The sequence below is a fragment of the Nostoc sp. S13 genome (assembly GCF_029379315.1).
GTDB lineage: Bacteria > Cyanobacteriota > Cyanobacteriia > Cyanobacteriales > Nostocaceae > Nostoc.
Genome location: NZ_JAQYWQ010000028.1, coordinates 25,679 through 51,653, shown reverse-complemented (window position 1 = coordinate 51,653; position 25,975 = coordinate 25,679). Strand labels below are relative to the sequence as shown.

Here is a 25,975-nt window from a genome sequence, read left to right as displayed (position 1 = left end):
ATTTGAGCAGCTTTAGTAAAATTACGGTCGGATACTTTTTGTATATCCAACTCAATTAATGACTATTACTGCCAATTCCCAATTGCCGAATGTATTTTCCCAAAATCTGGAATCTATTACCAGTCAGACTGATGGCTCATTACCAACTCTAGGAGCCGAGTTGGTATATACGCAAGATGCGGCAGGGCGCTATCTGACCTTTTGTTGGCAGCACAGCGAACTCCTAGGGTTAAATACCGAAAAAATAGTTGACGAGCTCAACCAGACCCAAACTTTTGCCCCGGTGGATAAGGTTAGTTATTTGGAACGCTTGCACCGAATTTTGATAAGTTTAGTGCCAGAAAGGTTTCAGTGTTGGTTTAGCTACCATCAGGAATTATTTGAGTTGGACTTAGTGATTAGTCCGATTATGCCGAGTTTAGGAATGGCAGCCACTACAGTTTTAGTGATGGGACGGTTAGTGCAAGCGACACTCAACAAAAAACAAGTACGTGTGGCATCAAAAACGCCCACACAAATAGAGTTGGCTTTACGTTCACAGCAACACCAAAAACTAGTAAATCGGATTACCAAAAATATTCGGCGGACATTGGATTTAGATATTATTTGGCAGCAAACAGTTGACAGTTTGGGGAAAGCACTACGGTTAGAGCGCTGCATTATTTGTCCTTATCAGTCCTCTAGCTCAAAAGTGGAGGTGAAGGCTGAGTATCGCCAGCCAGAACTCAAATCAATGCTTGGCTTAGAAATAGATATAGCTTCTGAATCTGCCTTTGCTCAAGTTTTGGCAACCCTAGAACCAGTTGTGATGGAAGTGCCTGGATATACGGAGTTTGGGCGGCAGAAAACTTTGGTGGTTGCGACTTGCTATCAAGACCAGGCGAATGGATTGGTTGCCTTGAATTGGCAGGATGAATGCTACACATTAACAGAATCGGAATTAGAACTGGCAAAAGAAGCAGCAGATCAATTGGGAACTGCGATCGCACATGCTACTTTATATAAAGAATTAGAAGCAGCGCGTCAAAAAGCCGAAGAAGCTTCCCGCCTCAAAAGTGAGTTTCTGGCTAATGTATCCCATGAAATTCGTACCCCCCTCAATGGCATGATTGGCTTCATGAAGCTGATTTTAGAAGGGATGGCAGATGACCCAGAAGAACAAAACCAATTTTTGGCAGAAGCTCACCACTTATCGATACATCTGCTAAATATCATCAACGATATTTTGGACATTGCCAAAATCGAAGCTGGTAAAATGGAGCTAGTTTACGCTCCAGTCAAGCTAGATGAGCTATTCAGTGCTGTAGAAAATTTCATGCGTCCCCAAGCAGAAATGAGAAACCTCAGCTTTCGGATGCAAATGCCTGCTATCTCCGATGAGATTATTGTCCAAAGCAACTACCAACGGTTGCTACAAGTTATGCTCAATTTGGTAGGTAATGCCATCAAATTTACCCATGAAGGTGGTATCACCGTCAGCGCTGATTTAGTACTCAAAAAAGCGAAGCCGAACTTTCAAGGTCAGGAATTTCCTGGCATGGTGAGAGTCCGGGTGGCAGACACTGGCATCGGTGTTTCTTTGGACAAACAAGATAAACTGTTTCAATTATTCTCTCAGGTGGATGGCTCCCGCACTCGCCACTATGGCGGTACAGGTTTAGGACTGGCTATATCCCAGAAGCTAGTGGAGGCAATGGGTGGTGAGGTACATTTTTATAGTCTGGGCGAAGGACTTGGCTCAACAGTCACATTTACAGTGCCACTATATCAACAACCTGTCATGGTTTCATCTATTGATAGCGACTCAACAAACAGTTAGGAGTTAGGAGTTAGGAGTTAGGAGTTTGGAGTTTGGATACTTGGCAGTACTGGGTTTTGAGTTTTTAACTTTAAATTATTTGAGCAATTATTATTTAATAACTAAATTAGAAATTGGGAATAATTCTGTTCCTGCCACAAAAATTGTATAATTAAAGATTGGGTTGAAGAACAAAACACAACAAACGCCTAAATGTTGGCTTTTGCTCCGCTCTACTCAATCTACGAAAAATAGATTTTTGACCCCTTTTGACGCAAAGGTGTACTTAGGAGCATTAAATCCTGCCTTCCGTCGGACTGCAAAGCAGAACCAAAAGGCTAGAGTAAAGTAGGAGGCTCAGACGAAAACAATGTTTCAGCTAATCTGATATCAAGTTGCTAAAACCAGTAGTGGTTTAGTCAAAAGTCATCAAAGCTGGAAAATAAAATTTTGGATAATGGTTAATGAGTAACGGCATATACGGCACAAGGATCATTATTATTCAATGCCCAATGCCCAATGCCCAATGCCCAATGCCCAATGCCCCATTCCCAATGCCCATCATTAACTTAGCAGGTCTAAAACTATGGAACTTACAATTGACAACGTTGAAACAGTCTTAGATGAAATGCGCCCTTATCTCATGTCTGATGGCGGCAATGTGGAACTCGTTGAACTCGATGGGCCTGTTGTAAAACTGCGGTTGCAAGGTGCCTGTGGTTCTTGTCCCAGTTCTGCAATGACCCTGAGAATGGGTATTGAGCGCCGCCTCAAGGAAATGATTCCCGAAATTGCAGAAATTGAGCAAGTGGTGTAAAAGTTAGGAGTTAGGAGTTAGGAGTTATGAGTTTTCAGTTAACTCCTAACTCCTCATTCTTAACTCCTAACTATTCCTATGTCCCATCCTCTCTACATCGCTTTTATCTGGCATCAACATCAGCCGCTGTACAAATCCCCTGGCAGCGGCGTTTCGCTAGCTTCTAGTCAGCAGTACCGGCTTCCTTGGGTACGTTTGCATGGGACTAAAGATTATTTGGATTTGGTATTGCTCTTAGAGCGGTATCCTAAGTTACACCAAACGGTGAATTTAGTTCCATCGCTGATATTGCAACTGGAAGATTATATTGCTGGCACTGCTTTTGACCCTTATCTCACGGCAAGCTTGACACCAGATGAACAACTCACCCAGGAACAGCGCGAATTTATTATCCAACACTTTTTTGATGCCAATCACCACACGCTGATTGACCCTCATCCCCGCTATGCCGAGTTGTACCAGCAAAGGCAGGAAAAAGGGCAGGCTTGGTGTTTAGCAAATTGGGAATTGCCAGATTATGGTGATTTGCTAGCTTGGCACAATTTGGCTTGGATCGATCCGTTGTTTTGGGATGACCCAGAAATTGCTGCTTGGTTAAAACAGGGTCGGAATTTTACTTTAAGCGATCGCCAGCGCATTTATTCCAAACAGCGAGAAATTCTCAGCCGGATTATTCCCCAACATCGGAAAATGCAGGAGGCGGGGCAGCTAGAAGTTACTACCACGCCTTACACCCACCCGATTTTACCCTTGCTAGCTGATACTAACTCCGGTCGGGTAGCAGTGCCCAAGATGACACTACCTAACCAGCGATTTCAGTGGGCAGAAGATATTCCCCGCCACTTGCGGAAAGCTTGGAACTTGTATAAAGACCGCTTTGGACAGATCCCTCGTGGTTTGTGGCCTTCGGAACAGTCAGTCAGTCCGGCGGTACTTCCACACATTATTAATCAAGGATTTAAGTGGATATGCTCAGATGAAGCCGTCTTAGGGTGGACACTGAAACACTTTTTTCATCGGGATGGGGCGGGGAATGTGGAGCAACCAGAACTGCTGTACCAACCGTATCGCCTGCAAACCGCAGAGGGTGAATTGTCAATTGTGTTTCGTGACCACAGATTATCAGATTTGATTGGCTTTACCTACAGTGCGATGCCAGCAAAACAGGCAGCAGCAGACTTAGTGGGACATTTGCAAGCGATCGCTAAAATGCAAAGAGAGAGTCAAAGTGAACAACCTTGGCTAGTTACCATTGCCTTGGATGGGGAGAATTGCTGGGAATTTTATCCCGAAGACGGCAAACCCTTCCTAGAAGCTTTATATCAAAGCTTGAGCGATCAACCCCAGCTGAAACTCGTCACTGTCTCCGAATTTCTCGAAGAATTTCCAGCCACAGCCACCATTCCCGGAGAGCAACTACATAGTGGTTCTTGGGTGGATGGCAGTTTCACCACTTGGATCGGCGATCCCGCCAAAAATCGAGCTTGGGATTACTTGACAGAAGCAAGGATTATGCTCGCAAGTCATCCCGAAGCGACGGAAGAAAACAACCCAGAAGCCTGGCAAGCATTGTATGCCGCAGAGGGTTCTGACTGGTTCTGGTGGTTTGGTGCAGGACACTCCTCAAATCAAGATGCCATCTTTGACAGGTTGTTTCGAGAACACCTGTTTGGCATTTACAAGGCATTAAATGAACCAGTACCGCCCTATCTCAAGCAACCAGTAGAAATCCACCAAGCACAGGGAAACCACACCCCACAAGGGTTTATTCATCCCGTCATCGATGGTAAGGGTGATGAACAAGACTGGGATAAAGCTGGACGTATAGAAATCGGCGGGGCGCGGGGGACGATGCACAATAGCAGCGTCATCCAGCGACTTTGGTATGGGGTGGATCATCTGAATTTCTATTTACGGCTGGACTTTAAAAGTGGTGCTGCACCAGGGCAGGATTTCCCAGCAGAGTTGAATTTGCTGTGGTTCTATCCAGAAAAAACAATGCTCAACAGCCCAGTTCCCTTGGCAGATGTACCAGATGCAGCCCCACTTAATTACCTTTTTCACCATCTTCTGGAAATTAACTTGCTGACACAATCGATTCAGTTTCGGGAAGCTGGAGACAATTATCAATGGCAGCCGCGTTTCAGTCGCGCTCAAGTAGCTTTAAATAATTGTTTAGAGTTGGCAGTGCCGTGGGCAGACTTGCAAGTTCCGCCAGATTATCCCCTGCGCCTGATTTTGGTGCTTGCAGATGAAGGGCGTTTTTGCAATTACTTGCCAGAAAATACTTTGATTCCCATTGAAGTGCCTTAGAACTCAATACCGTTGGTGTTATATCATTTCACAAAATAGCTAGTAGGAGCGTACAGAGGTACATACGTGTCAACTTAAGGTGAAAACCAGCCTAAAACCAGCTTTTAGAGATTATCTCGTTAAGAGTCTCAGACTGAGAATGCCCGTCGTTGAGGCTCCGCCTCCGTAACTCGCGGCAGAGCCGCGATGAGGTGCATTTCCAGCATCTGGCTGGAAACGAGGTTTGAAAAGGGTTTTACCTTAAGTACCTGTATACCCCTACAGCCGATTCATGTGTGACAAAGAATAAAATCATATTTAATATTTTTTCTCAATACGTAATTTCTACAAAAATTTATTTTTACTTTTTGAAAGATTTTAATGATTTGGCAAAGATTCAGTAATCTTACTATTGCCAATGAATATTTGTCCTAGAATTAGAGACATTTAAGAGTAAATATTTTATACTAATGAATCGCTTTTTTCAGAAAATAACGAATTCTCAACAGAGCATTTCACAGCAAACTCAACTTGGTCAGATGTGTGGTTCCAAACGGCTATTTCGCGATCGCTATGAAATATTGCAAATTTTGGGTAGGGGTGGTTTTGGGATCACGTTTTTAGCCAAAAATACCCTATTACCTGGGAATCCCCTGTGTGTCATTAAACAGCTTTGTCCGAAAGTGACTAATCCTCAAAGTTGGCAAAGGGCGTGTATGCGCTTTGAAAAAGAAGCAAGAACCTTGGGTCAACTCGGTAGTCATTCGCAAATTCCCATGCTATTAGACTACTTTCAATCGAATGGAGAGTTTTTTTTAATTCAAGAATATGTGCCGGGTTTGACTCTGGCACGAGAAGTGCGGCAAACTGGCCCAAAAAGTGAAGCCTCAGTTAAACAATTTTTACAGGAATTATTACCTGTATTACAGTATCTTCATAAATATCATGTGATTCATCGGGATATTAAGCCTCAGAATTTATTGCGGTGTGAGTATGACGGGCGGGTAGTACTGATTGATTTTGGGGCGGTGAAAGAGCAATTAGCTGACGTTTGTGAAAACTCAATCAATCAACCTGCAAACACCAACTTTATTGGGACTAGGGGATTTGCACCACCAGAACAGTTTTCTTTACGTCCAGTTTATGCCAGTGATATTTATGCACTGGGTATAACTTGTATTTATATGTTGACTGCGAAAAGTCCTTTAGAATTTGACTACGACGCGACCAGTGGTGAGATATGCTGGCAAAAAGAGGTAAATATTAGCTACAGTTTCGCCCAGATTTTAGGAAAAATGGTGAAAACTGCCTTAAATGATCGGTTTAAAAATGCCGATGAAGTGATGAAAGCTTTAGGTAATCAAAGCTATCTACCTACTTTGGCTAACTGTCTAACTACCCAAAAATTGAATAATAAAAGTATTACACAACACGAAAATTCTCACGAAAATCCTGATGTATATCTGCCACCTGTCGCCAGAACTGCTAGTGCGATTCGGAAATGGAGAGGAAGGCTAAAAGAAACGAGATCGTAAAGTTAAGTTGAAGTTGATTGAGCTAAGTATCAAATTAACAATTAATGATGGGTGATTTAAAATATCAAAAACAAATTTAGTAAGGATTTTGACTACATTATCTAGTCAGTAATGCTTGATTAAAGAGGGTTTATCTTTAATACTTAGTCAGTGATTAGTTGCTAATATACAAGCAAAATTACTAGGGCTGGCACATCAAAAAAAATTTCTACTCAGATTATTATATAATCAATAGAATAATTAATCTTATGGCTCTCGTAGTTTTCCATAGACCAGGAAGACTGACTACTATTTACAAACGCTAACTATATTAAGTAATTCCCCAATCCCCAAAACAGGGTTTTCTACCATAAGTAAGCGAGAGTCTATTTTCTTAAGGGAAAGTTCGGGGCAAACTTAGCCTAAGTTATTATGCAGTCGCGCCTGTCAGATCATGATCTGCTGCTTAAATCCCGATTGCCCAAATCCCCTGAATCCCAATGGAAAGAAGTTTTGTCAAAGTTGTAGCACCCCATTGGTGTCACTTTTAAGAAATCGCTTTCGTGTCATCCGAGTCCTTTCAGATGAGGGGGGATTTGGCAGAACCTATCTATCAGAAGATGTAGATAAACTCAATGAACGTTGTGTTATCAAGCAATTAGCTCCAAAATTCCAAGGAACTTGGTCGCAAAAAAAGGCAATGGAATTGTTTGCTGAAGAAGCGCAGCGATTACAAGACCTTGGCGAACATCCCCAAATTCCGACTTTGCTAGCTTACTTTGAGCAAGAGGGCTGCCTATATTTAGTGCAGCAGTTTATCAATGGAGAAAATTTGTTAAAGGAGTTGCAACAGCGCAAAGCGTATAACGCTAGAGATATTCAATATATTTTGCTAGACTTACTGCCTATCCTGAAATTTATCCACGATCGCAAAGTCATTCATCGGGATATCAAGCCAGAAAATATTATCCGTCATAAAAGTGATGGGCGATTAAGCCTGATTGATTTTGGCTCCTCAAAGCAATTCACCGCCAAAGTTCAGCAGAAAGCTGGCACATCCATTGGTTCACATGGTTATTCCCCCCTAGAACAAATTAGAGATGGTAAAGCTTTCCCCGCCAGTGACTTGTTCGGTTTGGGGGCTACCTGCTTTCATCTGCTAACAGGAAATTCGCCCTTTCAGTTGTGGATGGAATCTGGGTACGCTTGGGTGAGTAATTGGCGGGAATATTTGCGGAGTCCATTAAATCCTGAGTTGGATTTTGTGATCGACAAGCTTTTGAAAAAAGACATCCAAGAACGTTATCAGTCAGCCGATGAAGTCCTTAGAGACTTGACTCCAAAACAATTCCTGGCACTGCCACCAGCTGGTAAGTCGTCTGGGAAAATACCACCAACTAGAGCACCATCTTTACCAAAAAGTTATCCCTTACTAAGAATTTTAATCTTAATAAGTGCTTTCATTCTGTTGTTCGGCTTTGGAGAATCTTGGTATAAACATTTTCGCCAGATTCAGACTAGTTTGTTTTCTAGGCTGAGTCAGCATAATAGCCTGGGTAAAGATGAGGCGCTTTTAAGTCAACCGCCAAAAATTACTTTGGGGGAGGTTTCCTTAGTTAACACTCTCCAAGGACACGAAAGCTCAGTTTTATCTGTCGCCATCAGCCCCGATGGGAAAACCATTGCTAGCAGTGGCGACGATAGCACAATCAAACTTTGGAATCTCACAACCGGAAAACAAATCTCTTCACTCAACGGGTATTCTCAGCAGGTGAATGTTGTAGTGATCAGCCCAGATGGGAAAACTCTGGTGAGTGGTAGTAATGACAACACGATCAAAATCTGGAATCTGGCAAGGCGAAAGCTAATTCGCACTTTGGATGGGCATTCTGACTCAGTTCATGCCCTAGCCATCAGTGCTGATAGCGAGACTCTGGTTAGTGGCAGTGATGACAACACGATCAAAGTCTGGGATTTAGCGACAGGAGAGCAAATTCGGACACTGGTAGGGCATACATTTTGGGTGCGATCGGTAGCCATCAGTCCCGATGGTGTGATTCTTGCCAGTGGCAGTTTTGACAAGACGATCAAAATCTGGAATCTGACAAAGGGATACTCAATCCGTACACTGGAGGGAAACTCTCAAACAGTAACAGCCGTAGCTATTAGTCCAGATGGTAAAACTTTAGCCAGTGCTAGCCGCGATGTCTACGACGGGCAACGCCTACGCACCATCAAACTTTGGAATCTACTTACCGGAAAAGAAATTCGCACACTGGTAGGACATACCAACACTGTCACATCCCTAGCCTTCAGTGCCGATGGTAAAATTATTGCTAGTGGCAGCCGCGATCGCGCCATCAAACTTTGGAATCCAGCCACAGGTGAGGAAATTCTGACATTAACGGGGCACACCAACACCGTGACATCCGTCACCTTCAGTCCTGATAGCAAGACACTTGTTAGTGGTAGTGAGGACAATACTATTAAGATTTGGCGATTATCTCAGTGAAATCGGCGGTTAGAAACATTTACCTGAAAATTGCTGTAATCTAAAATCCAAAATCCAAAATCCAAAATTGGTATGAGTGCTCTAACTTTACATTTCCCTCCGGCGCTGAAATAGCCAGACGAACAATTTGAACAGCTGATTGCTGTTAATCAAGAGTTACGACTGGAATTAACTGCTCAAGGAGAATTAGTTATTATGTCACCCACCGGGGGAGAAACTGGGGAGCGTAACTTGGATATAGAAGGTCAATTATGGTTATGGAACCGTCAAAATCAGCTCGGAAAAGCGTTTAATTCTTCTACAGGTTTTAAGTTGCCAAATGGTGCAACTCGTTCCCCTGATGCCTCATGGGTAAAAATCGCCAGATGGGAAGCTCTCACGCCACAGCAAAGAAAGAAATTTCCACCTTTATATCCTGATTTTGTAGTGGAATTGGTTTCTGAAACTGATGATTTAGAAGATACTCAAGCAAAAATGCGGGAATATATCAAGAACGGTTTGCGTCTAGGTTCGTTGATTAATCCTAAAAATAGGCAAGTAGAAATTTATCGCTCTAACCAACCAGTGGAAGTTTTACAATCTCCGCAAAATCTATCAGGTGAAGATGTATTGCCGGGATTTATATTAGATTTAGACCCAATTTTTAGATAATAAATATCGGCATCCGTCATACCTGAAGAGGTAATTTTCGGTTTTAAAAAGAAAAATTTTAGCTTCTGGAATCGAGCTAGCTTTAATGCGATCGGTAACTTAAGTATTGCATAATTTCCCATGCACGGTAATTTATTGTATGCCAAAATGTTTATTTCCTTGAGCACAAATCCAACTTTAAGTGGATTTATATTTGCAGCTAAAGATTGATGCTGGCGCTGTCAGAACTTAATAAAATTTAACTATTACTTACAGCAATTCAATTGAGGAATGTGATCGTGAAACGCTTTAATATCTCCAAAATTTTGGGAAGTAGTCTTCTAGCTCTAAGTTTAGCTACCTTGCCCACAGTTCTACCTGCATCTGCTCAGACAACAACCACTCCTAATGCTACTGTTACGGATACTACTACAGACCGCACTACTACCGACAGAAATTATCGGGATGGTGATTGGGGTTTACTGGGCTTGCTCGGTTTATTTGGTCTATTTGGTCGCAAGAGTCGCAGAGGCAATGATAGTCTAGGTTATGGTGATTCTAATGTGGCAGGTTCCTCTGGCTCCCGTTCTAACTAACTATTAGACTTATCCGGAAATGAGAACTTTATTTGGCTGAAACCTAGCTCTGGAGAGGGTTTTAGAGGTTCCTGTTTTATATAAGCTAAAAAGCCAGCTATGCAAGGGTTTCAGCTATTTTGAGGTTTATTTGTGGATAAGTCTATTAATAACAAGTTGCGTTCAATTTGGCGTAAGTTCTAAAGATAATTACGGGTAAACAAAGCGTGCATCGGCAGGCTTTGTTTTTATCAAACAGAATAAAGGTGCCAGTCGCCAGAATTCACTTGGGTATTTTGTGCGACTGGTGGATGAATAAACGGCGTTTTTGCACCCTCACAAAACAAACAAGTATATACAACTACAAACTTATGATGAAAATAATTCTTAATTGATGAAAAATGGAAGATTCAGTGTTTGTTATATTTCTTGTCTTTGGGTGTATTTGGATTCTGATGGGAGTTGTAGGTTGGATTGCATTTTTAAAATCTGAGGGTGAGGAAATTAAGTTTGGTAAGTGGGGACTTATAGTTGCTATTCCAATCCTAATACCAATAATTGTTTCTCTTATTATTGGTATATTTTATCGTTAGTAAAATCAATATTGATCTGACAATCCTTTTTGTTCACTTGTTAATTGCACCCCTAACCAAAATCACTGTACTTTCTACACCAGAGGCGATCGCTTCTGGAATATTACCTTGAATCGCGTGCTGCAACAATCCCTCGTGCGAAGCTCCTAAAACTACAACATCGTAACCTTCGGTTTTCACTAGGTTAATTACGCCTTCAGCAACTGAATCAGCTTGGACTGGGAGAGCAACTACAGTACTGGACAATTTCCGACGCCGCATCAACTGACGGATAGCTTGTTCTGAAACTGACATATCTGGCTTTAATTCAGATGGCTTAAACACCTGTGCAAGGCGAATTTGTGGATCATTTCCTAATGTCACTAAAGCTGGGAGCAATTTAATCGCCAGCCGGGAATTGGGGCCACCAGCCATTGGTATTAGCCAGCGATTGAAGGAGTGGGGAGTGGGCACAGACGCGATTAATCGCGTCTGTACTGGGGAGTGGGGAGTAGTGCCTAATTTTACTAAAACTACTTCGCAGCTGGCTTGGCGAATTACGCTGTCTACAACGTCACCAAAAAGCCGACCAGGGGTAGATGTGCTACCTTTCCATCCCATTAAAATTAGGTCGATATGTTGTTCGTTGATTGTCTCCAAAATAGCCTGGGCGACATCGTGGGTAACTCGAATCTGCGTGTGCAGGGGAATTTGCCATTTTTTTGCTAAGACTTCCGCCTGTCGTAGCAAGCGGCGACTTTTTGCCGTTCTTACCTCTGTTTCCGATGGAGAACTGTGGCGGGGTATCAGCATCACTTGCACGCAATCTATTTCATAATGGCGATCCCGGGCAATAGCTGCTGCCATTTCTAATAAAATACCGGCTGTTTCGGGATTAGCTACTGGCACTAATAATCTACCACTGCCGATGCTGGGCGATCGCGTTTGGTAAACTACATATGAAGGTTCTGGTCGCAGTCTTGGGGTGGCATTTTCACCATTGAGATGGTCTGCTTCCGCGCGAATAATATCTCCACGGGTAATAATTCCAATCAGTTTCCGTCCATCTAGCACTGGTAAACGACTGATTTGATAGCGATCGAGTAAATACAGCACATTGCTCAGGCTGTGGATGGGTGTTACGCTCATCGGAGTGGTGGTCATAATTTGCCGTAAGGGAGTATCGTTTGCTAAATTGCGATCGCGGATATTTAGTAAATCTGATTGCGTCACAATTCCTACAAGCTTGCTGTCCTCTACCACTGGAAAGCCACGATGGTGCGAACGGGCGAATGCCTGCATCACTTCATCTAAAGGCATTTCTGTATCCAGAGTTTCTACTTGTTGCTGCATGACATCTTTGGCTGTCAAATTTGTCATTATTCCCCCCGCAGGTGCTGCTTTTTCGATAGTTATGCCATTCCACGCCAAAAGTTTGTCGTATAGTGATCCTGGCGCTAACTTTTCGGCGACTAGATACGACGTTGCACAGCCAATCATTAAGGGCAACACTAAGTTGAAATCTGTAGTCATTTCAAACACAATTATTATCCCCGTGATTGGCACTCTGGCGACCGCAGTAAAAAATGCGCCCATTCCTGCCAAAGCATAGGTAATTGGTAATCCAGTTGCTATCCCGAAAGGAAGAAGCAGACTGTGTTCTCCCATACCCACTAAGTAGCCAAGGGCAGCCCCAAGGGTCAAAGCGGGAGCAAATAATCCTCCTGGCACACCAGAGCCATAAGCTACGAGAGTTAGGATAAACTGGGAGATAAAGGCGATCGCGGCCATTGACCAGCTAGCCTCACCTGTAATTAAAATTTCCCGCAGTCCTGTGTTGTCTCGAAACGCTAGCGGTAGTAATGCCACAATTATCCCAGACACTAGCCCAGCTAGTGCCACACGAGCAGGTAATCCAAAACGCAGAGAGCGTCGGTAAACAGTTAAGCTGGCAATAATCCCGCGATTGAACAGCGCCCCCATCAACCCAGCCAGAACTCCCAACACCAAATAGAAGGGAATATCTTGAACAAAAAACTCTGTCTTGGAAGCAGTTAATGCTAGATTCAGATCCAAGCTGCGACCACCCAATAAGCGCGAGACGACGGCACCGATAAAAGAAGCCAGAATTGCAGTGCCTAGAGTAAATTCCGAGAAATCTTGTAACAGTTCTTCTACTATAAACAACACACCTGCAATCGGCGTATTGAAGGCAGCTGCTAACCCTGCTCCTGCACCAGCAGCAATCAACTGGCGGCGGTGGTCTGGTGAAGTGGGAAACCACCGACTGAGTTGAGCTGCTAAAGCGGCGCTCACCTGAACTGTTGGGCCTTCCCGCCCTAAAGCTAGCCCAGAACCCAATGCCAGAATACCACCGACTAACTTGACCAGGGCAACCCGTAAATCTAAAGCAATTGGTATGCGGGCTAGCACTGCTTTGACTTGAGGAATGCCGCTCCCAGAAGTTTCTGGTGCTACGCGCTCAACCAGCCATCCGGCGAGGAATCCCAAGGCGAGTCCGATACCTGGTAGTACAAACCAGGCTGGTAGCAGCACCGATGTCTGCACTCGCCAGGCACCTAGCAATCCCACCCCCGATTTAAGTAAGACTGCTGCCAAGGCTGAAACCAAACCAATCAGACAAGCTTCAAAAATTGCTAAACGACGCCGTGGTTGTAGCAGTTGCCGAAAACGCTGGAAGATAGGTATATACCACATGATGTCAAATTTATCAAGAAGAATTCAGGAGTCAGGAGTCAGAATTCAGAATGAATTCTGTACGACTGGTGGATGAATAACCGGGTTTAAGACCCCCACTAAATCTACGATTTGGTGGTGCAACAATTCAGTGGCGGGTCTGAATCCCCGACTGATAGCGCAGCGTTAGCGAGTCCGCAAGCGTCTTGATTCTGAATTCTGAATTCTGAATTCTGGATTCTGCATTCTTCTTCAACAAGAATAATTCAGAACTCAGAAGCGGAACTGGAGACGCTCCGTCTCCGGTTAGAATTCAGTATTAATTGTGTATGAGTAGGTGATAGCGTAGCGGTAGCGAGTGTCTGAATATTGGTTAAAATCTCGCCCCCAAAGTCGCCACAACGCGGAGCCACTGCGGTAGACGGGTTCCCCGGCATAAAGGAGCCAAGCGCTAACAGCGGTGCCGACTTGTAGCGACTGGCGTTAAGTGGCGTGGGAAAATACGCAAGGCACTTCTCTTCTGGTGGGCGAAACTAGTATTAAATATTCTTCCTGATTAAAACTCTATCCCTTTATTGGGTAAAGTATACAGAATTCTGAATTCTGAATTCTGTATTCTGTATTCTTCTTCAATTGCTTCTCCCCGTAGTGGATAGCCCTTCTACTATCAAAGATGGAGTATAACAAGAACCATTCCAATCGGCATCGTTGCCCAGTGTAACCAATTGCTTCAGGGCTGTGTAGACATTACCTGCAACCATCGTATCCTTAACGCGCCCAATTACGTGACCATTTTGGACACGGTAGCCTAAATCAACGTTGATCGAAAAATCTCCAGAAATACTGCCGCCACCACCCAGCATTTGATCCACAATTAAGCCATCATTTAGTTGTTGAATCAAATCTGGTAGTGATGCCGAACCTGGCTGGATGAGAAAATTAAATAAACCAGGAGTGGGATAGCTGCCTAAACCAGGGCGAAAACCATTTCCAGTGGTGTCAGTACCGAGTTGGCGTCCGGTGATGCGATCGCCATAGAAATGCTGTAAAGTCCCGTTTTCGATAAATACTAAAGATTGAGTCGGACTGCCTTCATCGTCGAAAGGACAACTGTAAGGGCCCGCTTCCGGGTCTTGGTAGAGGGTGAGGCTGGGTGCAACTACTGGGTGCCCCAGACGTTCTGCCCAAGGGGAAGCTGCTTCTAAAACTCGCTTGCCATTCAAAGCTGCTTGCACAGTACCCCAAAGCATATCGGCGGCTTTTGAAGTGAATAAAACCGGGACACGACCAGTCGGAGGTGAGACATTTTCTCTGGCCCAAATTAACCTCTGTAAAATTTGATTAGCTAATGTCTCCGGGTGGAGTTCACCACGCTGAGTTTGTCCATCAGAAACATTCAAAAAATCATCGCCACGCACCCATTCTGCTGATATATAGCAACTGAGGGTAGTATCGGTGTAATGACAATCTAAACCTTTGGTATTGACTAGTCTAGTAGTTTCAACATCACATTCCCAGTCACCATTGCAAACAACATCTGGATAGGCATCACGGATAAGTGCGATCGCTTCTGTGCCCCAGTTTATCAAAATTTCTATCGGCACACTTTCCCCCAAATCTGGGTACGAGGGGTGAAAATTAGAGCCTAATTCTACTGTTTCTGGATGATTAAGTTGACTCAGTGCCAGAGCTTTTTCCACCATTACTTCGGCGAGGACAGAACCGTAAGCCACCGTGAGTCCTGGTCGCCCGTTTCGCCAAAGCCGTAGTGCTGTACCTTCAGATTGGTTGGTTTCTAGCTGTTTGAGTCGGTTTGCCTCAAAAAACACTGGACGAGAAAGCGATCGCGACTGATACACCTCAGCAGCTTCTGCTCCAGATTTTATCGCTAGTTCCAGCAGCTGTTCTGCTAGTGTATCTTGTGAGAAATTTTCAGAACCCATGACCCTTAGTGAATTGTGGATTTTGAACCGCATATCAACGCTGTCTCTTGAAAGTCTGATCCCTAGCGATCGGACTTTCCACTGATGCACGCAGATAACAATCCAAAAATCATCAGCGTATTTCGGCAGTTGCGATTTAGAACCGCAGATCAACGTTGATGGACGCAGTTAATTATCCCAAATCATCGCCATATCTCGACGTATCTAGTCATTTGTCATTTGTCATTTGTCAGGGACTGACAAGAAATAAATTATCCATCTTGTGGGGTGGGCAGGAAAGCCCGCCCTGAATATAGGACGGGTAGAGGACACCCATCCCACAAGAAAATTTGGGATGTTTTTTTATTTTTCAGTCCCTCATTCTCCACCCATGCCCAATGCCCCATGCCCCATGCCCCATGCCCAATGCCCCATTTTAGAGATTAACCTCTTGCAACAGCCAGAAACCAGCAAAAGATTCTGCTTTGGGATCAGACTGTATACCGATAAAATGCACTCCGTTCGCTTTTTGCTTGGCTTCTTCAAAACCTTTGGCTTCTGCTAAGATTTGAGGTTTTTTGATATTTGCCACAATCCAGCTTTCAGTTACACCAGTTTCTAAAAGCAATCTCGCCTCTTCGCTGCTATCAAATCTTAAGAAAGCCAACTCCAAACCAGACATCCAGCCTGCCAAGGGCAACGCTCTCGGTGAGAAAATCAAAATACCAGGAATACGGGCTTCGGGTGAAACTTGCGCCAACTCTAGGGGAAAAGCTTCACCAAACCCAATTTCCCACTCTGGCATCTCTGCCAAATCCGCAGCATCTAAGGTAACAAATACCCATTGCTGTCCTTCCAAAGCATCTGGTAAACGTTGCGGCAAAGGTTTTTCCAAGCGGACTGAAGGATTAGTTCCTCCTTGATACCCTGGTTCTTCAGGATACACTTCTTGCATACGCTGTTCTAACCATTGGTTGAGAACCAAAGTGCGGCGGCTTGCCTGGGCGGGAATTCCCAAGTCTTGGCAAGCTTTAGTAATCATGTTGTTCATTTGGCGGCGGAAAAAGCGGATTTTAATTGGTGCTTTTCCAGCTTGGTTAATAGCCTCCTGCAATGCTGTCCGCAACCAGCCCGAATTTACCTGGGTACTGGGACAATATTCAGCATAGCGAAACAAAGAATCTGCTTTTGTGCTGATATCTAAAGGACTTTCGCAGACTAAGACTTCCCAAATTTTTTTCTGATTAGCGTCCAAAATCGGACGGGAGTAAAAATCGATTTCCCAAATACTGCCCATGTTTTGCGGTAAAAATCTGGCTGTTATATTTTCCTGATATTTTGATCATACGGGTCTTAGGGCAGCATTGGGCATTGGGCATTGGGCATTGGGCATTGGGAATTGAGCATTGGGCATTGGGCATTGGGAATTGGGCACTGGGCATTGGGATGAATAAGTCTTTGAACCTAATACTTCAAGTTCTAACTCTTCCCCATCCCCGTTATCTCTCATCGTTTGAGCAGAACATAGGAAGTTTTTGGAGTAATTAGGTTTTGCAATGACTGGGGAATTGATCAGGCGATCGCTAGAATAGTCAGCTAGCAAAGTGGCGAGAACAGCGCTATCAAGAATCATTAGCTAATTCTTCACCTTTGATGCAACGTTTTAGAACATTAAAGGCGCAACGTGAGCAGGAGTTACTAAACTCTTGGTGAAGGTACGTTTTCTCGTTGATGAAAATTTGTCGCCTAAGCTGAAGATAGCTGTTTTCCGCCTCAATCCAGCAATAGATATTCTGCGCGTAGGCGATGCCGAAGCACCACCATTCGACATCTGGTGAAATTAGATATGAGTTATCTAGAACCCTTGTAGAGACGAGAAATTTCGCGTCTCTACATTCTTTTTCGGAAATGTCTATTAGGTACGCTTGACCCAGATCTTCTGCGCTACCTGGAATTATCGCAACGAATATTGGTTACAGACAACCGCAAAAGTATGCCCGAACATCTGGAAAAACACTGGAGAGAGGGAGGACATATTTGGGGACTAGTACCGCAAGGCGGAATTAAAAATTAAAAATTAAAAATTAAAACAGGTATAGAGGGTAAGCGTTTCATTGTTTTGAAATGGGTGGTTTATTTACGCCGTGTTGTACTAGTTTGGTTGCGTTCCAGTGGGAACCTTAGTATTTGGGTAGAAACAATTTATTTGATTTGGGAAGCGACTGAGGCAGAAGAGTGGATTGATAGATTGGATTGGATTCCACTTTAAAAATTTGGCGTTGCTAAATTGAAAGTATCCCGTCATCCCCCTCATCCCTTACTCCATCGATTCAGATTCATGAGTTTGGGCTGCTACTGGCTCCGGCAGATACAGTCTATCTTCACTAGCATCATACTCAAACAGTTCGGCATAACGCCCCCAATCTACGGACGTGGCAAATTGCCGCTCGGCTTCTTCATGAGGATAGTATTCCTCAAGTAAATCGATAAAGAAATCCGCACGCATTGACCGATTCCGTTTTTCCCGCAATGTCTGCACCATGCTAACTACGACTGGCACATTTTCCAGCACCTGCTGCCGGAACAAGTCTTTACTACGGAGAATGGTTGTGGTAGCAAAATCTTGGCCTATATCGGTCAGCTTGACATCTCCCTGTGCAACTTCAGCAAACCCCAGCATCACGGTTGCATCAAGCATCGGTAGCAAATCATCTACCGATAGTTGGATTCGTTCTGCTAGGCGAGGAATATCATCCTTGCCCTCTGGTTGATCCACAATTAGCTCCAGTAGACCGCTAATACCACCGATTCTGACGTGGGGCAGGGGTTTTGCATAGGGCGATTGTTGGATTGCGCCAGACGAGCGCGATACTTCTACAGCTGATGTAGGTACTGCAACTGCCCCAGTCACTTCCACTCCTGGGTTAGTCATCACCGTGTAGATATAGTCTATCAGCGATTTGAAGCGGATACTGGTGCGGTCATGAGGTCGTGGCATATCAATCACAACCTCACCGCGAATATGCCCCGGATTTGATCCCAAGATAATTACCCGATCTGCCAGAAACAGCGCTTCTTCAATATTGTGGGTAACAATCAAAATGCTTTTGGACGGAAAGGTGCCGGCATTCCATAAATCATCAATTTCACCCCGCAGATTCTCAGCCGTCAACACATCTAAGGCGCTGAATGGCTCATCCATAAATAGTACTTGCGGCTCTAGCACAAATGCCCTGGCAAAGCCAACTCGCTGCCTCATCCCCCCAGATAACTCTTTAGGATAGGCACTCTCAAAACCATCTAAGCCCACTAAGTCAATGGCTTTAAGCGCTCGTTGTCGTCGCTGATCTCGACCAACACCCTGCGCGTCTAGCCCTAACTCGACGTTTTCTTGTACTGTCAGCCAGGGCAGTAGTGCAAAGCTTTGAAATACCATTGCTACACCTGGGTTAGCACCTTGCAGGCGTTTACCATTGCTGATCACCTTTCCTTCACTTGGGGGAATCAAGCCTGCCATAATCCGCAATAAGGTACTTTTGCCACTGCCACTGCGCCCCAGCAACGCTAGTACTTCACCCGCAGCTACCGTCAGGTTGATGTTGCCCAGAACGTTAAACTCGCCTTTGCCCTCTGGCCGGGGAAAACTCTTATTGACCTGTTCAACAGCGATTAGTACATTATTAGTAACTTGCGTAGATGTCATGCTTGCGCCTTTAGTGAGCGATCATTTAAAGATGGTACTTGGTTTCTGCTAGTTCATAGAGTCGTCGCCAAAATACTCTGTTCAGCCCAACAACAAATAGGCTCATCATCCCAATCCCCAGTGTAATACGAGGCCAGTCACCGACTCCTGTTGCATGAGCAATATATGCTCCCAACCCGCTAGCAGTCAAGGTGGTTTGCCCCCAAGTGACAACCTCTGAGACAATGCTGGCGTTCCATGCTCCACCGGTGGCAGTGACGCCACCTGTTACCCAGGCGGAGAAGATGCCGGGAATGATTAACTTGCGCCATAGCCGCCAACCACGCAAACCGAGGCTGGTTGCCATCTCGCGTAGATCCGTTGGGATGCTCATCGCTCCAGCAATGGAGTTGAAGAGGATGTACCATTGGGCGCCCAGTGACATCAACAGAATGCTACCCCAATCAATGCTGATATGGGAACGGATGAAGAATAGTGTAGCGAAGGGAAAGATAAAGTTTGCTGGAAACGAGGCTAGGAATTGCACCACGGGCTGCAACAAAGTTGCCAGTCGGGGATTAAACCCAATTGCCACTCCCACAGGTGTCCAAACGAGAGTTGCAAATACCAGCAACACTAGTACACGTAACAGAGTGAGTAATCCCAGCCCAAAGGTCTTGACGACTTCAGCTAGTCCCACCGTTGTTAAAATGAAGTGCAAGCCGACAACCAACAGCCCACCAATCAGAGCCAGCAGCATCAAGTTGTAAAAGCGATCGCTCACTTGCTGCCGACTAGTCTCCACAGCACGGGGAGTTGGCGGTGGCGTGAGCAATGATAAAATGCGGTTGATGGCTTCAGCCAAGGGAGCTAGCGCTCGCCCCAGCAGACGAGGAATTCGGGCTGCTTTTAGCAGATCGTAGACCCAGGATTCAGGCGCTTGGGCTGCTGCACTTTGTTCTAAGCGGAACTTATCCGCCCAGGCGATTAGCGGTCGCCAGAATAGTTGATTTACTAGCACAATCACCACAGCGATCGTCAATAGCGCCCAACCCAGAGCAGGTAAATTCTCCGCGACAACTGCGGCTGCTACGTAGGAGCCAATTCCCGGTAGTGTGTATTCCTGCTTCAGTACGCTGATCGCTTCACTGGCAGCGACAAAAAACCAGCCACCCCCAAAACTCATCATTGCATTCCAAAGCAGCCCAATCATCGCCGTAGGTAATTCCAGCTTGGTAAAGCGTTGCCATGCCGACAACCGATAGAGTTTCACCGCCTCATCCAGTTCCGGTGGCAGTGTTTTCAGTGAGTGGTAGAACGAAAAGGTCATATTCCAGACCTGGCTGGTGAAAATCGCAAAAATCGATGCTGCCTCTAGTCCTAATAGGCTTCCGGGAAACAGGGCAATAAAACCTGTAACTGTGATGGACAAAAAGCCTAGTACTGGAACCGACTGCAAGATATCGAGTAGTGGGATCAGAACTCGTTCAGCACGAGGGCTTTTGGCAGCAATGTAGCCATAAATTAAGGTGAACAGGGTTGAGTAAAACAGAGCAATAAACATTCGCAGGGTTGAGCGCCCAGCATAATACGGTAGATTACGCGGGTCGAGGCTGATACCTGGTACTACATCTGGGGGTACAAAGCTCACCAAAGTTCCAGCACCGACACGCGCAATTAGCGCCAGTAATACTAATGTGCCAAGAATGAGGGCAATATCAGCTAGGCCAAAAGGGAACCGTCGGAGTGCTTCAGGGGAAGGAAAAGTTTGCTTCAGCATTTAACGATAATTACGGGACTGACATACCTTTTCAAGCTAATAATTCAGACATTACTGCCCTCAGTCTAGAACGGCAAATAATCTAGTCTATGGTCAGAATAACATCATAAAATCCTTCAAAGTGATCGTACCTTCGCCAATTTATGAGTATTGGCATAGAGCAAATCTAGATAAATTTTGCTTTTTCTTAACTTGTCATTAATTTTCAGGGAACAAAATACAAAAGTGGAAATTTTTTGCAACTGGTGAGGTAAGTACAGTCTTGAGGTTTTCTCAAGTCAGTAACTGCCGAACCGAGAGGGCTAATGGACAAGGGCAAAAATATTAAGATCAACAAATTTATGCTGAGTGCAATACCTTTAAGAAAGTTATCGCAAGCAACTGCTACCGCAGCCCTTGGTTTCGCGATGCTTGCAGCTCTTGGCACAGATCCTGTCCAGGCTGTCAATTTGCAAACGTTTAATATTTCAGGAAATTTTGCTCCTGCGGCTCTTGATGGTTCACTAGGGCTACCTGTTAATTTAGCAAATGGTTCTTTTAATGGGACTTACACGGTGGATGTGGATCAATTGCTCCCTTCTAGTTCTTTTGTATATTTGACAAGTTGGACTATAAACTTAGTCAATGATAATACTGTTTTGCGAACATTATCCAACAGTTTGGCTGCCAATACAGCTTACATTCAAGAAAACATACTTGCTTTTTCAGATGCCGGCTTATTGACAGAGGAAAACAATGATTTGTACAGTTTGGAACTGTATTTTGACAGCAATTTTACAGGTACAGGTAGTACCAATGATGGAAAGTTTTTGGACAACAGCGACCTTGGAAGTGTCCAAAGTTCGGGCATTACTGCCGTTACTTTTGCTAAAAGTGAGTCTGTTCCTGAACCTCGGACTTTTGCTGGAACAGCAGTTGTTGCTATTACAGGTTTATGGCTGAGAAGAAGGCAAAAAGGTTAAATAGCGGCATAATTGTGCTTCTGATCAACGGTGTTAAGTTTTTCGGAATTTAAGAACCAATAAAGTATGGCGTAACCAAAATACCTATTTTAAATCAATCAAACACTTGCGGTAGATAAATTACGAATTACCCATAGCGATGTTACCTGGATAGAAATTACTAAGGAGATGTGCTTTGAAACGATTTACGAAGTTATATTTTGCTCTAACATTCTTGCTACTACCGTCCTCTATCGTTCCGGTGATGTTTCTCAACTCGGCGATCGCAGAGGAGTCTTCTCTACACAAAGCATTACCAACACATTCAACCGTCACGACTCAGCCAGATGTAACGCCAGATGTGGCACGATACTTAAACGATCCGGGTAAGGAACCCAAGCTGCCGCCAAAGTTGCTCACGAAGCTGCTTCATGAGCGGATCAAGTACGTCTTTATCATCTTTAACGAGAACCACTCCTTCGACAACGAGTATGGCACGTTGCCCGGTGTTAACGGACTCTACTCAGATGGGCAAAAGCCTCGTGACCCACGGAAAACGCCTGGTTTCACCCAAAGCTACACGGATGTCAACGGCCAGACCGTCACAGTTCAGCCATTCCGGATCGGGTCTGAGCAGAACGCCAGCGCCGTTGACAGCGTTGACCATTCGCACATCGGACTCGCAACTAAGCTTCACGTTGTGGACGGCAAGCCAAAGATGGATCAGTTCGCCTACGATGAGTACACGCGCTTCGCATCGAAGGGTGGAGCAGCTAATATTGCTGAGGGCAAGCAGTTCGCACGCCTTGTAATGTCGCACATTGACTGCGACACCATTCCGTTTTTCTGGAAGTGGGCTAGTCGCTTCACGGTCTTCGACAACATCTTTGCCACCGAGGACACACCCTCAACCCCGAATGCAGTAGCGATGATCGCCGGGCAATCGGGTGAAACGCAGTGGGTCAAGCACGGTTCGAGTGGCAAATCCTACACCGTGGGCAGCCACACTGGCACGACTCAGGGAGTGCCTCTGGTCAACGACCCACAGCCCTTCTATGGCTCCCAGTTCGACACAACAACAGTAAATAAGCAACCTGCTGGCACGAAAGAGAGCTACGCCGATGGCAACATCTCCTCGAACTTGACCTTCGCCAGTCTGCCGCTCACCTTCCAAGGGCGCGATATTCGGTCGCTCTTGGCTAGCAACAGGAATCCTTTATTTGATCTAGCTGACATCCAGCAAGATATTCCCTATATCCAGAAACTGAGGACTGAGCCTGTCAATTGGCGCTGGTATCAAGAAGGCTACGATCTCGAACCTACCGATGCCAAGGGGGTCGCTTCGCACAATGCCTATGTTACCCATCATAACGGCGCACAGTATTTCGGCTATATTGCCAACACGCCGGAGGTGAGTAAAAATCTCCGTGGGCTGAACGACTTCTTTAGCGACATAGCCAAAAATACCCTGCCCAAAGGCGGCGTGTTCTACATTCGTGGCGGCTACACGAATCAGCAGGGTCTGAAGCCACCGATCACGAACCCCAACACGCCTGCGGATGAGATCGCCGCGATTAATGCAGCGAAGTCAGGCGATGACGACCATCCAGGCTACACCGATCGCCAGCTGAGTGAGGCAATGGCGGCCAGGGTGATCAATGCGATCGCCTCAAATCCGAAGCTTTGGCAGCAGAGTGCTATCATCATTACCTACGACGAGTCGGATGGCTTCTACGACCATGTGCCACCGCGTATTTTGTCCTATGGCCCTGACGGGCTACCGCTCTCTCGTGGTGTCCGTGTGCCGCTGCTCCTGATTTCACCCTACGCCCGGACGCATGCCGTCTCCCACGTCGAGGGCGATCACAACGCTGTGATCGAGACGATTAACACAATCTTCGGTTTGCCTGCGCTTGCCAGCCTGCCCGATGAGGCACAGGCACTCGCTGCTGGTAATTCCCCGGAGTTCAACAAATTTGGACCGCCAGGATTCGAGCAGAAGTACCTTGGCCCACGGGACATCAATTCGCCGATCACCGATAGCCTGCTTTCGGGCTTCGATCCGAAGCGCCTGCTTGGTGTCTCACCACCACTGCCAGCCTCCTTTGCGAAGATTCCAGACAGTATTGTGAACACACTACCGCACTACGGCGGTGAAGGCTGCCGGGCGATCGGGATCACGCCGGAAGACAAGCGCCAGGGAATAGTCAACAAAATCCCCAAGGACTTCAACCCATTACCAAGCACTTATCCTGCGGCTAACCCTTAAAGACATAGATGGATGGGTAAACCCTATCCATCGCTCAATCCAAGACATCTTTTGATCGCACTCAGTGTTGAGTAAAGAAGTGAATTCCCAACTCAACACTCTTCATATCCCCCTTTTTCGACATTCCTTGAGGATAATTCATGCGTTTTGTGTTAGTCTTCTTAACTCTGCTTGGTATCTGCTGCTCGATTTCCGATGCTCAGGCGGGTTCAGTTATCAAACGCGTGAAGGAACGCAACGTGGTTCGCTGTGGCAGCGTCGAGCGGACGGGTCTGGCAACTAAAGCCGAACCAGGTGGCTGGAGTGGTCTCAACGTCGATATTTGCCGTGCGATCGCCGCTGCCGTGCTGGGATCTTCTGACCGCATCGAATATCATGAGTATGAGACACCGAAGGACTTCGACTCCGTGCGTAACCAGCAGGACGACGTATACTTCCTCACAGGAGCGGAGATTGACGAGCAGAAGTTGGCGGGTAAGCTGGTGCCTGGCCCTACTGTTTTCATAGAATCTAATGCGGTGATGGTGGCATCCACTTCGACTGCACACCATGTCAACGATCTGGCGGGAGAAAGTATTTGCTTCATGATTGGCAGTCCGGTCGAGCGGAGCCTTACAGCTTACTTTGGTGCCCTTCACAAGAACTGGTTTCGTCGGCCGTTTTCTGAGGACGGAGAAATGATCGACACATATAATGTGCAAAATTGCCACGCCATCGTCGGTGAGATCACGACCCTTGCAAATATCCGCCTCGACCCTGGAGTGAACCAATTATCGAGCCGCATCCTGCCGGAGCCACTGACAACCTTTCCGATAATAGCTGCGACCGGAACCCAGGACGGCCAGTGGTCTGCCATCGTCGCCTGGACAGTGGATACATTGATCAATGCAGAGAGACCGGAAACACGCTGGTATGCAGGCGGTGCTGGGGCGATGCCAATCTCCGCACCAGATTTTGGTCTCGACAAGGAGTGGCAGCACCGCGTTCTTACATCTGTAGGTAACTACGGCGATATCTTTGATCGCCATCTGGGAAAAAGCTCCTTACTCAGGCTCGACCGGGGATTAAATACGAACCATTTCCGCGGAGGACTTCTTGTGAGTCCATTCCTCGAGTAATTTCAACCAAGTATAGAGCGCTGATTTTAGCCAGTGTAGAGAATTCGCTGGAATTTTCTGATAATCTGATCACTAGTAACTTTGTGGCGATCGCGATCAAGTTGGCAGGTATGCGATCGTAAATAACCGCTCGTGTCAGCCCAAACCCTTATTCTTCCGTCACCTTAAGTATCTTCCTCATTTTCCCCGGTTAATCCAAACACCTCTCAAGCCAGCTGCTTTAGCGCCGTGGTAATCTTCTGTGATGCTATCGCCAATATGCCATGCTGCCTCTGGGGAACATTTATGTTTGTCTAAGGCAATAGCAAAAATTTGAGGATCAGGTTTAGCTGCACGTACCTGGGTAGAAATGGTGACGGAGGTAAAAAACTCTCTCAATCCCAAACTTTGCAATACTGAGTAAATCCGAGAATCGAAATTGGACAGCACCCCCAAGCTAACTCCCAACCGTCGCCAGTTAATTAAAGCTGGTAACACATCGGGATAGACAAACCACGGTTCGCCAGTACCAAAGTGGATATAAAGTTCGCTAAAAAAAGCCGAAAAGTCAGAAAATTCCTTAAGAACACCAGCACCTTCAAAAGTGTTCAGGGCAATTATCCGCCACCAATCAAACTCGCGCTGGGGAATATCTTGCACTTCTGCATCTAGAAATATCGGCGGCGGCGCTGCTTTAAAGCTTTGAATGAAGGTTGTATTTAATGTTTCGGCTGGAACTATAACGCCAAATTCTTCAGCTATCTGACTATAAACTTCACCCACACCACCTTTGACATCGAAGAGGGTGCCTACAGCATCTAAAAAAATAACTTTCGGTTGTTCCATTCAAGTCTGAAGATTTTAAATCTTATATTTT

18 protein-coding genes and 1 pseudogene are annotated in these 25,975 nt (G+C 45.5%); 12 read left to right on the top strand and 7 right to left on the bottom strand.

Annotation, left to right across the window (positions count from 1 at the left end; translation table 11 throughout):
* Positions 1-58: 58 nt before the first annotated feature.
* From PUQ00_RS11775 to PUQ00_RS11740, 8 genes and pseudogenes are all read left to right on the top strand, one after another.
* Positions 59-1,819 carry an ATP-binding protein gene (locus PUQ00_RS11775; RefSeq protein ID WP_300416301.1) on the top strand — a complete coding sequence of 587 codons (1,761 nt, stop codon included), beginning with the start codon at positions 59-61 and terminating at the stop codon, positions 1,817-1,819.
* A 443-nt stretch (positions 1,820-2,262) separates the two neighbouring features.
* Positions 2,263-2,421 (top strand): hypothetical protein, encoded by a 159-nt coding sequence (locus PUQ00_RS11770; protein WP_300416299.1) that lies wholly within the window; start codon positions 2,263-2,265, stop codon positions 2,419-2,421.
* Positions 2,385-2,615 (top strand): NifU family protein, encoded by a 231-nt coding sequence (locus PUQ00_RS11765; RefSeq protein WP_012408256.1) that lies wholly within the window; start codon positions 2,385-2,387, stop codon positions 2,613-2,615. Before PUQ00_RS11770 ends, PUQ00_RS11765 begins: the two co-directional genes overlap by 37 nt.
* A 78-nt stretch (positions 2,616-2,693) precedes the next feature.
* The gene (locus PUQ00_RS11760; RefSeq protein WP_300416296.1) at positions 2,694-4,928 is read left to right on the top strand and encodes a glycoside hydrolase; all 2,235 of its coding nucleotides are present in this window, start codon (positions 2,694-2,696) and stop codon (positions 4,926-4,928) included.
* Between the two features lie 449 nt (positions 4,929-5,377).
* Positions 5,378-6,442, top strand: a complete 1,065-nt coding sequence (locus PUQ00_RS11755) for a serine/threonine-protein kinase (protein WP_300416294.1) — start codon at positions 5,378-5,380, stop codon at positions 6,440-6,442.
* Positions 6,443-6,875: 433 nt separating this feature from the next.
* Positions 6,876-8,933, top strand: a complete 2,058-nt coding sequence (locus tag PUQ00_RS11750) for a serine/threonine-protein kinase (RefSeq protein ID WP_300416291.1) — start codon at positions 6,876-6,878, stop codon at positions 8,931-8,933.
* Positions 8,934-9,005: 72 nt separating this feature from the next.
* Positions 9,006-9,584 (top strand): annotated as a pseudogene (locus PUQ00_RS11745) (Uma2 family endonuclease).
* Between the two features lie 278 nt (positions 9,585-9,862).
* A complete protein-coding gene (locus tag PUQ00_RS11740; protein WP_300416289.1) occupies positions 9,863-10,159 on the top strand; it encodes a WGxxGxxG family protein in 297 nt (98 codons plus the stop codon).
* A 605-nt stretch (positions 10,160-10,764) separates the two neighbouring features.
* Here PUQ00_RS11740 and PUQ00_RS11735 read toward each other — a convergent pair.
* The 4 genes from PUQ00_RS11735 to PUQ00_RS11720 form a co-directional block, all read right to left on the bottom strand.
* Entirely contained in the window at positions 10,765-13,428 is a 2,664-nt protein-coding gene (locus PUQ00_RS11735; protein WP_300416287.1) for a chloride channel protein, read from the bottom strand.
* 608 nt (positions 13,429-14,036) lie between these two features.
* Positions 14,037-15,350 (bottom strand): TldD/PmbA family protein, encoded by a 1,314-nt coding sequence (locus PUQ00_RS11730; RefSeq protein WP_300416285.1) that lies wholly within the window; start codon positions 15,348-15,350, stop codon positions 14,037-14,039.
* Positions 15,351-15,765: 415 nt separating this feature from the next.
* The gene (locus PUQ00_RS11725; protein WP_300416283.1) at positions 15,766-16,626 is read right to left on the bottom strand and encodes a Tab2/Atab2 family RNA-binding protein; all 861 of its coding nucleotides are present in this window, start codon (positions 16,624-16,626) and stop codon (positions 15,766-15,768) included.
* A gap of 45 nt (positions 16,627-16,671) precedes the next feature.
* The gene (locus PUQ00_RS11720) at positions 16,672-16,962 is read right to left on the bottom strand and encodes a hypothetical protein (protein ID WP_300416281.1); all 291 of its coding nucleotides are present in this window, start codon (positions 16,960-16,962) and stop codon (positions 16,672-16,674) included.
* A 73-nt stretch (positions 16,963-17,035) separates the two neighbouring features.
* Here PUQ00_RS11720 and PUQ00_RS11715 point away from each other — a divergent pair, with 73 nt between their 5' ends.
* A complete protein-coding gene (locus tag PUQ00_RS11715) occupies positions 17,036-17,167 on the top strand; it encodes a hypothetical protein (protein ID WP_300416279.1) in 132 nt (43 codons plus the stop codon).
* A 479-nt stretch (positions 17,168-17,646) separates the two neighbouring features.
* Here the strand turns inward: PUQ00_RS11715 and PUQ00_RS11710 are convergent, their stop codons facing one another.
* The gene (locus PUQ00_RS11710; protein ID WP_300416277.1) at positions 17,647-19,032 is read right to left on the bottom strand and encodes a nitrate/sulfonate/bicarbonate ABC transporter ATP-binding protein; all 1,386 of its coding nucleotides are present in this window, start codon (positions 19,030-19,032) and stop codon (positions 17,647-17,649) included.
* A 25-nt stretch (positions 19,033-19,057) separates the two neighbouring features.
* Positions 19,058-20,791 carry an ABC transporter permease subunit gene (locus PUQ00_RS11705; protein ID WP_300416275.1) on the bottom strand — a complete coding sequence of 578 codons (1,734 nt, stop codon included), beginning with the start codon at positions 20,789-20,791 and terminating at the stop codon, positions 19,058-19,060.
* 341 nt (positions 20,792-21,132) lie between these two features.
* On the opposite strand from PUQ00_RS11705, the gene PUQ00_RS11700 reads away from it, so the two are divergent.
* The 3 genes from PUQ00_RS11700 to PUQ00_RS11690 all read left to right on the top strand — a co-directional run bounded on the left by PUQ00_RS11700 (position 21,133) and on the right by PUQ00_RS11690 (position 25,119).
* Entirely contained in the window at positions 21,133-21,753 is a 621-nt protein-coding gene (locus PUQ00_RS11700) for a PEP-CTERM sorting domain-containing protein (RefSeq protein ID WP_300416273.1), read from the top strand.
* 175 nt (positions 21,754-21,928) lie between these two features.
* Complete coding sequence (locus PUQ00_RS11695) at positions 21,929-24,001, top strand: alkaline phosphatase family protein (RefSeq protein WP_300416271.1); 2,073 nt, start codon at positions 21,929-21,931, stop codon at positions 23,999-24,001.
* A gap of 140 nt (positions 24,002-24,141) precedes the next feature.
* Positions 24,142-25,119, top strand: a complete 978-nt coding sequence (locus PUQ00_RS11690; RefSeq protein WP_300416269.1) for a hypothetical protein — start codon at positions 24,142-24,144, stop codon at positions 25,117-25,119.
* Between the two features lie 177 nt (positions 25,120-25,296).
* Here PUQ00_RS11690 and PUQ00_RS11685 read toward each other — a convergent pair whose 3' ends face one another.
* Positions 25,297-25,944: an HAD family hydrolase gene (locus PUQ00_RS11685; RefSeq protein WP_300416267.1), complete on the bottom strand. Its 648-nt coding sequence runs from the start codon at positions 25,942-25,944 to the stop codon at positions 25,297-25,299.
* Between the last annotated feature and the right edge of the window lie 31 nt (positions 25,945-25,975).

What these genes read in the sequence shown, in the direction of transcription:
- PUQ00_RS11775 (WP_300416301.1), top strand. Translation starts at nt 59, where the DNA reads ATGACTATTACTGCCAATTCCCAATTGCCGAATGTATTTTCCCAAAAT.
- PUQ00_RS11770 (WP_300416299.1), top strand. Translation starts at nt 2,263, where the DNA reads ATGAGTAACGGCATATACGGCACAAGGATCATTATTATTCAATGCCCA.
- PUQ00_RS11765 (WP_012408256.1), top strand. Translation starts at nt 2,385, where the DNA reads ATGGAACTTACAATTGACAACGTTGAAACAGTCTTAGATGAAATGCGC.
- PUQ00_RS11760 (WP_300416296.1), top strand. Translation starts at nt 2,694, where the DNA reads ATGTCCCATCCTCTCTACATCGCTTTTATCTGGCATCAACATCAGCCG.
- PUQ00_RS11755 (WP_300416294.1), top strand. Translation starts at nt 5,378, where the DNA reads ATGAATCGCTTTTTTCAGAAAATAACGAATTCTCAACAGAGCATTTCA.
- PUQ00_RS11750 (WP_300416291.1), top strand. Translation starts at nt 6,876, where the DNA reads ATGATCTGCTGCTTAAATCCCGATTGCCCAAATCCCCTGAATCCCAAT.
- PUQ00_RS11735 (WP_300416287.1), bottom strand. Translation starts at nt 13,428, where the DNA reads ATGTGGTATATACCTATCTTCCAGCGTTTTCGGCAACTGCTACAACCA.
- PUQ00_RS11730 (WP_300416285.1), bottom strand. Translation starts at nt 15,350, where the DNA reads ATGGGTTCTGAAAATTTCTCACAAGATACACTAGCAGAACAGCTGCTG.
- PUQ00_RS11725 (WP_300416283.1), bottom strand. Translation starts at nt 16,626, where the DNA reads ATGGGCAGTATTTGGGAAATCGATTTTTACTCCCGTCCGATTTTGGAC.
- PUQ00_RS11720 (WP_300416281.1), bottom strand. Translation starts at nt 16,962, where the DNA reads ATGATTCTTGATAGCGCTGTTCTCGCCACTTTGCTAGCTGACTATTCT.
- PUQ00_RS11710 (WP_300416277.1), bottom strand. Translation starts at nt 19,032, where the DNA reads ATGACATCTACGCAAGTTACTAATAATGTACTAATCGCTGTTGAACAG.
- PUQ00_RS11705 (WP_300416275.1), bottom strand. Translation starts at nt 20,791, where the DNA reads ATGCTGAAGCAAACTTTTCCTTCCCCTGAAGCACTCCGACGGTTCCCT.
- PUQ00_RS11700 (WP_300416273.1), top strand. Translation starts at nt 21,133, where the DNA reads ATGCTGAGTGCAATACCTTTAAGAAAGTTATCGCAAGCAACTGCTACC.
- PUQ00_RS11690 (WP_300416269.1), top strand. Translation starts at nt 24,142, where the DNA reads ATGCGTTTTGTGTTAGTCTTCTTAACTCTGCTTGGTATCTGCTGCTCG.
- PUQ00_RS11685 (WP_300416267.1), bottom strand. Translation starts at nt 25,944, where the DNA reads ATGGAACAACCGAAAGTTATTTTTTTAGATGCTGTAGGCACCCTCTTC.